Here is a 13471-nt window from a genome sequence, read left to right as displayed (position 1 = left end):
CGACGGGACTACCAGCCCCAGCCGCCGCCCTGACCGTCGTCGTCCTGGTTCGAGTCCCAGCCCTCGCCGACCTTGCGCAGGATCGTGTAGTTGTCGATCTGCGTGCCGTCCTCGGCGAGCGCGGTGACCTTCATGACCGACTTCTGACCCAGGTGCTTCGGGGTGACGTCGACCTTGATGAAGGAGTAGCCGGTGTAGCGCACCCGCGACCACTGGATGGTCTCGGGGGTCTTCACCCTGCCCTTGCTCCAGTAGTAGGTCTTGACCTCGTCCTGGTGGTTCTCGTGCCCCTCGTAGGTGTCCGGCACGTCGAACTTGTACAGGCTGCGGCCGGCCGCACCGGCGGTCACGTAGACCACGCCGTCCTTGGCCGGCTCGATGGTGGCGCCGCTCGGCACCTGCTTCGAGACCTTGTTGCCGAGGATCGCGTCGGTGCGCTCGTAGATGTGGTTGTGGCCGTTGATGACCAGGTCCACCCGGTACTTCTCGAACAGCGGCACCCAGGCCTCGCGGACACCGCCCTCGGAGGCGTGCGCGACGGTGGTGGAGAAGGCGCAGTGGTGGAAGAAGACCACGACGAAGTCGATGGTCTCGTCGTTGCGCAGGTCCTTGAGGGTGCGCTCCAGCCACTTGGTCTGCTTGTTCGCCGAGATGCCCAGGTTGGCCGGGATCTCGTAGGAGACGTCGTTGGCGTCCAGCGAGACGACCCCGACGTTCTTGTAGCGGAAGGTGTAGACACCGGGGACGGCGCGCGGGTCCGGGCCGTTGTTCGGCAGGAAGAAGCGGGCGTTCTCGCCGCCGTAGCCGTTCGGCGAGTACCAGGCCTCGATGTCGTGGTTGCCGTACGCGACCATCCACGGGATCTCGGCCGCGACCGTCTCGGTCTGCACCAGGAAGTCGTCCCAGGTCTTCGCGTTGAAGACGGACTTGTCCGGGTCGGTGCCGGAACCGGCCGGGTCGGCGTAGCAGATGTCGCCGGCGTGCAGGTGGAAGGCCGGGTTCTGGGCCTTGATGACGTGGTCGTTGCCGGCCGCGTGCGAGCTGACGCCCTGGTCGCCGAAGGCGGTGAAGGTGAACGGCTCGTACACCTTGCCCCAGCGGTGGTCGCGGGAGGGCGCGGTGCGGAAGGTGTGCAGGGTGGAGATCTGCTGCTGCGAGGCCGGGTCGAAGCCCTCGTGGCCGACACCGTAGTAGTAGGTGGTGTCGGGGCGCAGGTCCTCCAGCGCCACGTGCAGGTAGTACTGGTCCACCGGCCGGCCGGTGGGGGTCAGCGCCGGGGTGTGCAGGGCGCGGACCTCGGCCTGGACCTTGTGGCTCAGCTCCCACGGGGTCTTGCCGAAGCGCAGGAACGGCTTCTTGACCGGGGCCGGCACCTGCCAGGAGACGCGGAACTGAGTGTCCGGCTCCGGGCCGAACTGGAGGTGACGGCCGATCGGTGCGACCAGCGATCCGTCGATGCCGTCGGTCGTGCCACCGGTCAGCAGCTGCGGGCCGGCCGGGGCGGCGAAGGCCGTCCCACTGCCCAGCGCGCCGCCGACGGCGACGGCGCCCACGGTCACGGCACCGGCGCGCAGCATCCGGCGGCGGGAGAAACGGGCCCGCAGGTACTCGTGCTGCTCGGCCATGCTCATGCGGTCGGCAAGCTTGGCCGGCACGCCCATGTTGGGGATATCCATGCGCGGGACTCTTCCAGCGGCGCGTTGATCGCGCACGGACGCCGGGTGAACGGGTTGCAGCGTACCCCCCATTCGAACGCCAATGTTCGACCATGGTTCGGTAAAGGACGTGTCCGTACCGTCTCGACACCGCATCATGGCCCCCGTCCGCCCCTCGGCCTGAGGGTCCGTCGGGTGACGGCGGGGCCGCCCGCGCGGGTGGCCCGGGGTCAGCCGGAGGGCTCGTCCCACTGGTTGGCGGCCCGGTTGCCGGTGCCGTCGCAGGTGCGGCAGATCTCGTCCCGGTAGGCGTGCTTGGCGCCGGTCGCGTCCACCCGGTAGCGCACGTACACCCCGGTGCCGTCGCAGAGGAAGCAGTTGCCGCCCCCGCCGCCCACCTCGGTGGTGCCGGTGCCCTGGCAGGTCCGGCAGCTGAGCCCGGCGGTCCGGCCGGTGCCCGCGCAGATGCGGCAGACCGTCGTCATCGGCTTCCTCCCTCGCGCGCAGACGGCTCGGCGCCGCCCGGGACGGTCCGACGCCACCGGTCATGGTAGTGGTGATGGCCCCGGGACAGGCCTCATCCCAGGTGGATACGATCCGACGATCAGCCCGTAGTGCCGGGGCACCGTCTCACTCGGGCAGGCCCTCGCGCACCCGCCGGGAGACCGAGATCAGCTGGAGGTCGAGCAGCCCCGGCGGATCGGCGAGGCCGGGACCGCCCGCGCGCACCCAGGCGGCGATGTCGTCGATCATCTCGTCCATCAGCACGAAGCCCAGCCAGACCGGCCGGCCGCCCGCCGCCCGGCCCTCGGCGGAGGGGCCGACCACCACCACGTTGGACTGGGTGCACACGTCCAGGCAGGTGACCGCCCGGACCCGGCCCGCCGAGCCCACCGCCGTCCGCAGCCGCTCGTACTGGCCCGCGTGGTCCACCCCGGGGTGCTTCGCCTCGGTGCCACAGCAGCAACCCCGGCAGACCGTGACGGTCACCGGGGCGCCGGCGCCCCGCTTGCGGTCCCGGGCACCGTCGCGGTCTCGGCGGCTCATCGGTTCTCCTGACCCCTCCTGGTCGGCGGCGCACTGCGCACCGGCCTCCGCACTGTACCCGTCACCCCGCCGGCGCCCCGGCCGCGGGTCCCGCCGGATGGCCGGTTAGAGATACGGACCGGTAGATGTCGGCCACCGGGACGCCGCTCCCGGAGTGTCGCCGCCGGAATCTCGGCCCCGGGGTGTACATCGGGGGGTTCAGGCCGGGGGGCGGCGGATCGGGGGGTCCGATCGGGTTGCCGTCCCACGGCGTCGATCTCACGGCCCAGGGGGAATCCGTGGTCACCGAAACAGCACCGCCCAGACCCACGACCGGTCCGGTCTCGCTCTACGAGGGGAACAACATCGAGGAGCTCCGCCAGGTGGTCGGCGAGCGCCTGGCCCCGCACCGGCTCACGGTGCTGGGTGAACAGCGGCTCCCGGGCCGGTTCCGGTCCTTCCACGAGGGCCCGGTGGCGCTCTACGACCTCGGGTACGGGACACCGGTGTGCCTGCGGACCGGAGAGCTGCCGGACTTCTACAACGTCATCCTGCCGTACGCCGGGGGCGGCCGGGTCGTCGCCAACGGCACCGAGCTGGCGTCCGTGCTGTCCGTGGCCGGGCCGGGCGACCGGGTCACCATGGAGTGGGACGCCGCGGCCCTGAACGGGGCCCTGGCGATGTCCCGGCAGACGGTGGAACAGGCGCTCGCCGTCCGGCTGGGCGACCTGCCGCAGGATCAGCTGCGCTTCGCGCCGGTCCTCGACCCGGCCGACCCTGCCGTCCGGTCCTGGCTCGAACTGGCCGGGTCCTTCCGCGAGTTCGCCGTCTCGGCACTGGGCCGCCAGTCCCGCCTGGGCCTGCAGCACTTCGAGCAGCTGCTGGTCGAGGGCCTGCTGGACGCCCAACCCCACTCGCTGGGCCGGGAGACGGCCGACCGCGGCTCCGCGCTGCTGCCGAGCGCCCTGCGCCGGGCCACCGACTACTGCGCCGAACACCCCGACGAGGCGCTGTCCGTGTCCGACATCGCCCAGGCCGCCCGGGTCAGCCTGCGCACCCTGCGGGAGGGGTTCCGGCGCCATCTGGACACCACGCCGCTGGCCTACCTGCGGCGCGTACGGCTCGACCGCGCCCACCACGACCTGCTCGCCATCGCCGACGGCCGGGCCACCGGCACGGTGACCGAGGTGGCCTGTCGCTGGGGCTTCACCCATCTCGGGCGGTTCAGTGCGGACTACCGCCGCGTGTACGGGCAGTCGCCCTCGCAGACCCTCGGCCGCACCGCCTGACCGAGGGCCCGGCAGCCGGTGCGCCCCCTGTCGGGGAGGGGGCGCACCGGGCCACGGGGCCCGCTCGCCCCTTCCCCGCCCGCCCCGTGCCGCGCTTCCGCACCCCGGCGCCCCCGGTACCCGCCGCGCCCTCGGCCCGCAGCCGCCGCGCCCCGGCGGCCCCGCACCCGCCGCGCACCGCTACCCGACCGCCCGCGCCGCCGCCCGTCCCGCGGTACGGCCGGAGAACAGGCAGCCGCCCAGGAAGGTCCCCTCCAGCGAGCGGTACCCGTGCACGCCCCCGCCGCCGAACCCGGCCGCCTCGCCGGCCGCGTACACCCCGGGCAGCACCTCGCCGTCCGGCCGCAGCACCCGGGAGGACAGGTCGGTCTCCAGTCCGCCCAGCGACTTGCGGGTCAGGATGTTCAGCCGGACGGCGATCAGCGGGGCGGCGGCCGGGTCGAGGATGCGGTGCGGGGCGGCGGTGCGGATGAGCCGGTCGCCGAGGTGGCGGCGGGCACCGTGGATCGCGGTGACCTGGAGGTCCTTGGCGAAGGGGTTGACCACCTGCCGGTCGCGGTCCTCGACGGTGCGGCGCAGCCCGTCCGGGTCGATCAGCTGCTCGCCGGTCCTGGCGTTCATGCCCCGGGCGAGGTCGGCGAGGTTCCCGGCGACCACGAAGTCCGGCCCGTGCCGCAGGTGGCCGCGGACCGGCCCGGGGGCGCCGGGCAGCGCGCGCCCGAGCACGCCGCGCACCGACTTCCCGGTCAGGTCGGGGTTCTGCTCGGAGCCGGAGAGGGTGAACTCCTTCTCGACGATGCGCTGGTTGAGCACGAACCAGGTGTACTCGTACCCCGTGGACATGATGTGTTCGAGCGTCCCGAGGGTGTCGAAACCGGGGAACAGCGGGACGGGCAGCCGCTCGCCGCGCGCGTCCAGCCAGAGCGAGGAGGGGCCGGGCAGGATGCGGATGCCGTGCCGGGCCCAGATCGGGTCCCAGTTCTCGATGCCCTCGGTGTAGTGCCACATCCGGTCGCCGTTGATCAGGCTGGCCCCGGCCCGGCCGGCGACCTCCAGCATCAGTCCGTCCACGTGCGCGGGCACGCCGGAGAGCAGCCTGGCGGGCGGGGTGCCGAGCCGGGCCGGCCAGGCCCTGCGGACCAGGTCGTGGTTGCCGCCGATGCCGCCGGAGGTGACGACCACGGCCTGGGCGCGCAGTTCGAAGCTCCCGGCGACCTCGCGCGAGCTGGCCTCGCCCCGGCCCGCCGGGCTCGGCACCAGCACCTCGCCGGTGACGGTGTCGACGGCGCCCGCGGTGGCGGACAGCCCGGTGACCCGGTGCCGGAAGCGCAGGTCCACCAGGCCGCGCGCGGCGGCCGCCCGGACCCTGCGGACGAAGGGCGCCAGCAGCCCCGGCCCGGTGCCCCAGGTGATGTGGAAGCGCGGCACCGAGTTGCCGGGCCCGTCGGCGAGGAAACCCCCGCGCTCGGCCCAGCCGACCACCGGGAAGAACCGCACGCCCATGCCGTGCAGCCAGGAACGTTTCTCGCCCGCCGCGAAGTCCACGTACGCCTCGGCCCAGCGGCGCGGCCAGGCGTCCTCGGGCCGGTCGAAGCCGGCCGTGCCGAGCCAGTCCTGCCAGGCGAGGGCGTGCGAGTCGCGGATCCGCATCCGGCGCTGCTCGGGCGAGTCGACCAGGAAGAGGCCGCCGAAGGACCAGTGCGCCTGGCCGCCGAAGGAGGCCGCGGGTTCCTGGTCGAGCAGGATCACCTTCCGTCCCGCGTCGGCGAGTTCGGCGGTGGCGGCGAGGCCCGCGAGGCCCGCTCCGATGACGATGACGTCGGCGTCCAGGGCCATGCGCAGTCCTCCGTCGCGGCTCGCGGTGGCGGCGCGTCCGGGACGCGCCGTCGCTGTGCGCCCGATACTGCGGTCTGCGGCGAGGTCCGGTCAACCGGCGGGTGACAACCGCCGGGCCGAATTCCGCTCCGGGGCGTTTCGGAATTGCCGTCGACAGCCGCACGGCCCGCGGTCGGACGAATTGTGAAATGCCGTCCGGGGCCGCCTGACGGAATATCGGCAATTTCCGCGCACACCATGGACGCCCGGGAAACCTGGCAGTAACTTACCTGCGAGTAGCTGCGGCCCGGCTCGGCACGACCCCCACCCGTCGTTTCTCTCCCCCCAGGAGGAACCGTGCTCCGCCCTGCCCGGAAATCCCGGCACCTCCGGAATTCCACCGCACTCGCCGCCGTCGCCCTCGGCGCCGCGCTCGCACTCACCTCCACCGCCGCCCAGGCCGCCACCCCGGCACCGAAGCACTACGTGGCGCTCGGCGACTCCTACGCCGCGGGCGCCGGCGTGCCGGGCCAGTCGGCCGGCCTGTGCCTGCGCTCCGACCGCAACTACGGCCACCTGGTCGCCGCCGCCCTCAAGGCCGGCGCGTACACCGACGCCACCTGCTCCGCCGCCAAGATCAAGGCGATGACCCAGCCCCAGTACGACGCCTTCATCCGGGTCAACGACCCCCAGCTGGACTCGGTGACCGCCGACACCGACCTGGTCACCCTCGGGATCGGCGGCAACGACCTCGCGGCCAGCGACCTCGGCCTCGGCGAACTGGTCGCCACCTGCATCGCCGGCGCCGTCGTCAACCCGCTCGGCACGCCCTGCAAGGACGTCTACCACCACGGCTACTGGGACTGGAGCAGCATGTCCTGGCAGTACGGCACCGACGACCTGGCCGAGCGGATCCGCACCACCATCGCCCCGCAGCTGGCCGACACCCTCCGGCGGATCCACGCCAAGGCGCCGGGCGCCAGGGTGCTACTGGTCGGCTACCCGTCCGTGCTGCCCGCCGACGGCTCGACGTGCGTCCTGCGCCAGCCGGTGACCCCGGGCGACGTCGAGTACATGCACGGCGTGCTGGACAAGCTGAACGCCGCCCTGAAGTCCACCGCGGCCGCCAACGGCGCGACCTACGTGGACACCGCCACGCCGACCCTCGGGCACGACGTCTGCTCGGACGACCGCTGGATCGAGGGCGCGCTGCCCGGCTCGCCCGCCGTGCCGTTCCACCCGAACGCGACCGGCGAGCGGGTGATGGCGCAGGCGGTGCTCGCGGCGCTGAAGTAAGGCTGCCGCCACCCGCCCCGCCCGCCCCGCCCGTACGCCCGCCGGCCCGGGCCCGGAGAGCCCCGAGGGGCCGGTGACCAGACCCCGGTCACCGGCCCCTCGGTTCCGTGCGCGCTACTCGGACTTCGCGGAGGCGGCGGGCGCGGAGGCGGCGGGCGCGGAGGCGGCGGGCGCGGAGCCGGCGGCCAGCCCGGCCGACCACTTCTCCTCGACGTTGCCGAACTTCCAGTAGGCGATCGCCGCGGCCCAGGTGAGCACGAACAGCCCGACGATCGCGTAGCCGACGAAGTTGAGGTCGAGCCCGCCGACCCAGGCGATCGGGCCGCTGGTGATGTCCAGCTTCTCGCCGAGCAGGCCGATCAGCTCGATCGAGCCGATCACCAGCGCGACCAGCACCGACAGCCCGGTGACGGTCAGGTTGTAGTAGATCTTGCGGACCGGCTTGGAGAAGGCCCACTCGTACGCGAAGTTCATGAACGAGCCGTCGATGGTGTCCAGCAGGCTCATTCCGGCCGCGAACAGGATCGGCAGGGTGAGCAGCGCGTACCAGGGCAGCGAGAAGGCCGCCGCGCCGCCCGCCAGCACCAGCAGGGACACCTCGGTGGCGGTGTCGAAGCCCAGGCCGAACAGCAGGCCCACCGGGTACATGTGCCAGGGCTTGGTGACGGCCCTGGTGACCCGGCCGAGGATGCGGTTCATCAGTCCGCGCCGCTCCAACTGGCGCTCCAGCTCGGCCTCGTCGTAGTCGCCGTGGCGCATCCGGCGGAAGACCTTGAGGATGCCGTTGAAGGCGCCCAGGTTGATCAGGCCGAGCAGCAGCAGGAAGGTGCCGGAGACGGTGACGCCGATGAGGCCGGTCATCTCGTGCAGCGTCGAGTCGTCGGACTCCAGCTGGCCGGCCAGCGAGCGGATGCCGAAGGCCAGCAGCGCGCAGAGGCCGAAGACGATCGAGGAGTGCCCGAGCGAGAACCAGAAGCCGACCGACAGCGGACGCTTGCCCTGGCCCATCAGCTTGCGGGTGGTGTTGTCGATGGCGGCGATGTGGTCCGCGTCGAAGGCGTGCCGCATGCCGAGGGTGTAGGCGGTCAGGCCCATGCCCGCACCGAACACCTGGCCGCCGACGTCGTAGTGCTCGGGTTCCACCAGGGCGAGCAGCGTGAACCAGCCGATGACGTGCAGCGCGAGGATGAAGCCGCCCATTCCGGCCAGGCGGATCCACTCCTCACGGGTGAGCCGGTCGCGCCATCGGGGGGCGGTCATCGTCGTGTCCTTTCGGTCGGGCGGTCGAAGCTGGGCCATCTTTCCGCCTCGGTGCGCGCAGTTGCAAGTCATGCGCAATTACGGATTCGTCTCCCTTCGCCTCCACCCCCCTCCCGAAGATCGTCACGACTCGTACAGGGCTTCGTAACCTCCGGGGACTTTCACCGGGCGCTCTACGCGCGGATACTCCCGTTCTACGCGCGAAACCTGAGCGCTGCCCCCTCAACTCCCCACGGAGGAACGGCTCATGACGATCCGCATTCGAACCGCCGCCGCCCTGGCCGGAGCGGCGCTGCTCGCGGCCGGCCTCACCACCCCCGCCGCCACCGCCGCGCCCGCCACCCCCGCCGTCAAGGCCGCCGCGGTCAGCGCGACCCCGCACCGGGTGCTGTTCGACAACAGCAAGGCCGAGACCGCGGGCAACGCCGACTGGATCATCAGCACCAGCCAGCCCGACCCGCTCGCCCAGAACGCCAACCCCACCACCGAGAAGAGCTGGACCGGCGCGCTGTCCGCCTGGGGCGTCGCCCTCCAGAAGACCGGCCAGTACAGCCTGAAGACCCTCCCGGCCGGCTCCACCATCAGCTACGGCACCGGCGCCGCGCTCGACCTCGCCAACTTCGACACCTTCGTGATCCCGGAGCCCAACATCCGGTTCAGCGCGAGCGAGAAGACCGCGATCATGAAGTTCGTCCAGAACGGCGGCGGGCTCTTCCTGATCTCCGACCACGTCAACAGCGACCGCAACAACGACGGCTGGGACTCCCCGAAGATCATCAACGACCTGCTGACCAGCAACGGGGTGAACAACAACGACCCCTTCGGCTTCTCCGTCGACCTGCTCAACATCACCACCGACAACCCGCGCGCGGTCAACGACGCGACCGACCCGGTGCTGCACGGCTCCTTCGGTACCGTCACCGGCTCGATCCTGCGCAACGGCACCACCTTCACCCTCAAGCCCGCCGACAACCCGAACGTCAAGGGCCTGGTCTACCGGACCGGCTACAGCGGGAACACCGGCGCGTTCTTCGTCACCAGCACCTTCGGCTCCGGCCGGGTCGCGATCTGGGGCGACAGCTCCCCGATCGACGACGGCACCGGCCAGTCCGGCAACACCCTGTACAACGGCTGGGACGACCCGGCGGGCACCGACGCCGCCCTCGCCCTCAACGCCACCGCCTGGCTGAGCAAGGCCTGACCGGCCGCGCACCCCAGGGGGCGCCCCGCCTGTGGCGGCGGCGCCCCCGTCCCCCTTCGCCGGACCCCTCCCATCGGGCCAAGGACCCCTCCCATCGGGCCAAGGACCGCTCTCATCAGGCCAAGGGCCGCACCCTCCCCTACTGTCGAAGTACCGAACCGTCGCGACGCCGACGCCCGGGACCGATGGGAGCGGCCATGCCGTCCTACCCCTTCCACACCACCCGCGAGGACCTGCGCATCCCGCTGCCCGACGGCACACGGCTGGCCGCCCGGCTGTGGCGGCCGGTCGGCGGCGAGCCCGGCCCCGCGCTGCTGGAGTACTCCGGCGGCCGCCTCACCGACCGGACCGCCGCCGAGGACTCCCGCCGCCACCCCTGGTACGCGGGCCACGGCTACGCCGCCGTCCGGGTCGACACCCGCGGGCACGGCAACTCCGAGGGCACCCCCGGCGAGCCCGGCGGCGTGCAGGAGCTGGCCGACGGCACCGCCGTGGTCGACTGGCTCGCCCGCCGCCCCTGGTGCAACGGCCGGCTCGGCCTGCTCGGCGTCGGCACGGCCGGCACCACCGCCCTGCGCCTCGCCGCCCGGACCCCCGAGACCGTCGGCGCCGTCGTCACCGCCTGCCCCGAGGGCGGCCACCGGCTCGGCGGAGCCGTGCTCGCCGCCGACCTCCACGACCGGCTCACCGCGCTGGTCGCCGACGCCGCCCTGCCGCCGGACCCACGGCACGTCGGCGACGCCTGGCGGCCCGCCTGGCTCGCCCGGCTGGAGTCACTGCGGCCGCCCGTCGAGGACTGGCTCGCGGCCGGCGAGTCCACCGTCCCGGTGTCCGTCCCCGCCCTCGCGGTGGCCGGCTGGGGCGACCCGTCCTGCTCCTTCGTGCTGCGGCTGCTCGCCGAGTCCCCCACCGCGCGCGCCCTGATCGGCCCCTGGCCGCACGGCCTGCCCGAACCCGCCCTGCCCGACACCCTGCGCTGGTGGGACCACTGGCTGCGCGGCGTCGACACCGGCGCCCTCAAGGAACCCGCCCTGCGCAGCTGGCTCGGCACCCGCTGGACCGGTGACGAGGCCTGGCCCTCCCCCGACGTCCGCGAGATCCACTACGGCCTGGACGGGCCGCTGCGCACCGCCGGCACCGCCTCCGAGGACCGGTACGTCCGGGTCCGCTCCCCGCAGCACACCGGCCTCAACGCCGGCGCCTACGTCCCGCACGGCCGCCCCGCCGACCGGCCGCCGGACCAGCGCGAGGAGGACGGCCGCTCGGTCTGCTTCGACTCCCAGCCGCTGCCCGAACCGGTCGAGCTGCTCGGCGCCCCCACCGTACGGCTGCGGCTGCGCGAGGACGGCGTGCCCGCCCAGGTCGCGGTGCGGCTGTGCGCCGTCGGCCCGGACGGCACCTCCGAGCTGGTCACCCGGGGCGTCCTGGCCGCCGAGGGGCCGGACGCCGAGGTCGAACTCGCGGCCTGCGCCTGGACCTTCCCGGCCGGACACCGGCTGCGGCTCGCCCTCTCCTCGGTCTACTGGCCCTGGGTGTGGCCCCCGGCCGAGGACACCGGGTACGGCGTCGACCCGTCCCGCTCCACCCTGAGCCTGCCGGTGCGCCACCTCGCCGCCGACGTCGGCGCCCCGCCCGTCACCTTCGAGCCCCCGGAGCTGCCCGACCCCCTCGACGTCCACCTCACCGAACCGCTCACCGCCCGGCCCGAACACCTCACCGTGCACGACATCGGCCGCCACGAGTGGCGCACCGAGCTCTCCCCCGCGGGCGACGGCACCCGCACCCACCCCGACGGCCTGGTCCGCGACGAGCACACCGTCACCGCCTACCGCGTGCTCACCGGCGCCCCGCTCAGCGCCCAGGCCCGCACCGACCGCACCGTCCGGCTGGAGCGGCCTGACATCGGCTGGGACGTCACCGTCCAGACCCGCACCCAACTGCGCTGCGACGCCGGACACTTCATCAGCATCGTGCAACTGCGGGCGCTGGAGGCGGGCTCCGTGGTGTTCACCCGGGAATGGCAGCACCGGGTGCCCCGGGAGAGCTGATCAAAGATTTCCTTATGCGCTTGCCTAATATTTCGAACCTGGCTTATAAATGGCCCCCATGAAGACCACGAAGACCATGAAGACCGTCGGCCTGATCGGCGGCATGAGCTGGGAATCCACCGCCGAGTACTACCGCCTGCTGAACCGGCTCACCCGCGAGCGCCTCGGCGGACTGCACTCCGCCCGACTCGTGCTCTACTCCGTCGACTTCGCGCAGATCGAGCGGCTACAGGCGGCCGGCCGGTGGGAGGAGGCCGGCGAGGTCCTCGCCGACGCGGCCCGGTCACTGGAGGCGGCGGGCGCCGACCTGCTGCTGATCTGCACCAACACCATGCACAAGGTCGCCGACCAGGTCGCGGCGGCGGTCTCCGTCCCCCTGCTACACCTGGCCGACACCACGGCGGCGGCCGTCCGGGCGGCGGGCCTGCGACGGGTCGGGCTGCTCGGGACGGCCTTCACGATGGAACAGGACTTCTACCGCGGCCGGTTGGCGGCGGGCGGCCTGGACGTCCTGGTGCCGCGGGCGGACTCGCGCGCCCTGGTCCACCGGGTGATCTACGAGGAACTGTGCGTCGGACTGGTCCGCGAGGAGTCCCGGGCGGCGTACCGGCGGGTGATCGGGGAACTGGTGGCCGGGGGCGCGGAAGGGATCGTCCTCGGCTGCACCGAGATCGAACTGCTGGTCCGGCCGGAGGACAGCCCGGTACCCGTCTTCCCCACCACCCGGCTGCACGCCGAGGCGGCGGTCGACGCCGCCCTGGCCGGCCTCTGACGGGCCCGGACGATTCCTCGGCGACGACTACACCTTCATCGAGGGCGAGGTCACCCCGAACGCCGCCCTCGGCACCCAGGTCGCCCACTTCAACGACCCGGACGGCACCAACCTGGAGATCATCCGCCCCGAGGGCGGCTTCGCCAGTTAAGAGTTCGCGGCGGCGGGTTGTCGGGGCCGGCCACGCAGGGCCGCCCGGGCCCGGGCGACGCCGCCGGGGGTGGCGGGCGCGCCGGTGCCGACGGCAACGGCCCTCGTGCCGAGGCCCGCGCAGGCGCGACAGATGCCGGGCCGGGGCACCGGGTCGTGGCAACGGCCGCACTCGGCATACGGATTGGGCGGGGCTTCGGGGCGTTCCGGCGGCAGCTTGCGTTGCAGGCGGTCCCGGAGGATCGCCGCCGGGCAGTGCATCGGCTGCGGCAGCCCGGGGATCAGGGCCTGGGCCAACTCGGCCTCGCTGCAGCCCCGTTCCAGCCACTGCGCGACGAGCGGTGCCAGCGCCTGCGCCTCGGCGAGGCCGAGGCGCAGGCGGGGCTCGGGCCTGATCACCCGGAACAGGGTGGCCACGGCGGCCCGCGTCCGTTCATCCGGGAGGGTGGGTTCTTGTCCCGGGTCATTTACGGGAGGGGTGACAGCACCGCCGGAACTCCCTCCACCGGAGGCCGGGCGGGGGACAGTCGGTGCGGGCTGAGGGGTGTCGAAGACGTGGGCCTCGGAGCGGACGGTGCCGTCGGCCCTCCGGACCTTGTCGACCCGGTAGTACCCGGCGTCCTTCAGTTCTTTGAGCGCCCGCCGGACCGCGCCCCGCCCCTGCGGACTGCTGTCCGCCATCTGCCGCCCGTCCTCCCGCCACCCGTCGGGGCGGGAGAGCAGGTCGGCGAGGAGGCCACGAGCGGTGTAGCTGAGCCGACGGTCCTGCAACAGGCCGTTCGGAAGAACGGTGAACGCGCGCGTGTGCGCGTTACGATGAATCCGCATCTGGAGCTGTTCTCCTGGTGCCAGACCCCGGGGTGTTCCCGCACCGCCGGGGTCTCCTATGTTCGGTTGATGATGCGGAAAGTAGCACAGTAGCTACACAGAGTGCGAACGGTTCGCGCGCAAAGCCCTGC

The 13471-nt window shown here is 72.9% G+C and carries 10 protein-coding genes and 1 pseudogene; 5 read left to right on the top strand and 6 right to left on the bottom strand.

The genetic code is table 11. The features are described 5' to 3' along the window. Window positions 1-8: 8 nt before the first annotated feature. From ACIQ87_RS26840 to ACIQ87_RS26830, 3 genes are all read right to left on the bottom strand, one after another. Window positions 9-1676, bottom strand: coding sequence for a fibronectin type III domain-containing protein (locus ACIQ87_RS26840; protein ID WP_402410996.1), 1668 nt, complete (start codon window positions 1674-1676; stop codon window positions 9-11). 209 nt (window positions 1677-1885) lie between these two features. Then, window positions 1886-2140 carry a hypothetical protein gene (locus tag ACIQ87_RS26835; RefSeq protein WP_387758132.1) on the bottom strand — a complete coding sequence of 85 codons (255 nt, stop codon included), beginning with the start codon at window positions 2138-2140 and terminating at the stop codon, window positions 1886-1888. A gap of 145 nt (window positions 2141-2285) precedes the next feature. Next, a complete protein-coding gene (locus ACIQ87_RS26830; protein WP_402410993.1) occupies window positions 2286-2702 on the bottom strand; it encodes a (2Fe-2S) ferredoxin domain-containing protein in 417 nt (138 codons plus the stop codon). A gap of 278 nt (window positions 2703-2980) precedes the next feature. Between ACIQ87_RS26830 and ACIQ87_RS26825 the strand changes: the two genes are divergently transcribed. Further along, window positions 2981-3970: an AraC family transcriptional regulator gene (locus ACIQ87_RS26825; RefSeq protein ID WP_402410990.1), complete on the top strand. Its 990-nt coding sequence runs from the start codon at window positions 2981-2983 to the stop codon at window positions 3968-3970. A 180-nt stretch (window positions 3971-4150) separates the two neighbouring features. Here the strand turns inward: ACIQ87_RS26825 and ACIQ87_RS26820 are convergent, their stop codons facing one another. Continuing rightward, complete coding sequence (locus ACIQ87_RS26820; RefSeq protein WP_402410987.1) at window positions 4151-5806, bottom strand: FAD-binding dehydrogenase; 1656 nt, start codon at window positions 5804-5806, stop codon at window positions 4151-4153. A 336-nt stretch (window positions 5807-6142) separates the two neighbouring features. Between ACIQ87_RS26820 and ACIQ87_RS26815 the strand changes: the two genes are divergently transcribed. After that, window positions 6143-7081: an SGNH/GDSL hydrolase family protein gene (locus ACIQ87_RS26815; protein WP_402410985.1), complete on the top strand. Its 939-nt coding sequence runs from the start codon at window positions 6143-6145 to the stop codon at window positions 7079-7081. Window positions 7082-7195: 114 nt separating this feature from the next. Here the strand turns inward: ACIQ87_RS26815 and ACIQ87_RS26810 are convergent, their stop codons facing one another. Then, the gene (locus ACIQ87_RS26810; protein ID WP_402410982.1) at window positions 7196-8341 is read right to left on the bottom strand and encodes a HoxN/HupN/NixA family nickel/cobalt transporter; all 1146 of its coding nucleotides are present in this window, start codon (window positions 8339-8341) and stop codon (window positions 7196-7198) included. Between the two features lie 247 nt (window positions 8342-8588). On the opposite strand from ACIQ87_RS26810, the pseudogene ACIQ87_RS26805 reads away from it, so the two are divergent. The 3 genes and pseudogenes from ACIQ87_RS26805 to ACIQ87_RS26795 all read left to right on the top strand — a co-directional run. Next, window positions 8589-9539, top strand: a pseudogene (locus ACIQ87_RS26805) (hydrolase); the annotation flags it as partial. Between the two features lie 200 nt (window positions 9540-9739). Continuing rightward, entirely contained in the window at window positions 9740-11590 is a 1851-nt protein-coding gene (locus ACIQ87_RS26800) for a CocE/NonD family hydrolase (protein WP_402410979.1), read from the top strand. Window positions 11591-11666: 76 nt separating this feature from the next. Further along, window positions 11667-12362 carry an aspartate/glutamate racemase family protein gene (locus ACIQ87_RS26795; protein ID WP_402411108.1) on the top strand — a complete coding sequence of 232 codons (696 nt, stop codon included), beginning with the start codon at window positions 11667-11669 and terminating at the stop codon, window positions 12360-12362. 147 nt (window positions 12363-12509) lie between these two features. Here the strand turns inward: ACIQ87_RS26795 and ACIQ87_RS26790 are convergent, their stop codons facing one another. Next, window positions 12510-13340, bottom strand: a complete 831-nt coding sequence (locus ACIQ87_RS26790) for a hypothetical protein (RefSeq protein ID WP_402410976.1) — start codon at window positions 13338-13340, stop codon at window positions 12510-12512. Window positions 13341-13471: the final 131 nt, after the last annotated feature.

Source organism: Kitasatospora sp. NPDC096204, from assembly GCF_044763205.1.
GTDB lineage: Bacteria > Actinomycetota > Actinomycetes > Streptomycetales > Streptomycetaceae > Kitasatospora.
The sequence above is the reverse complement of the archived record's forward strand: the minus strand, read 5'-3'. Positions and strand labels throughout refer to the sequence as shown.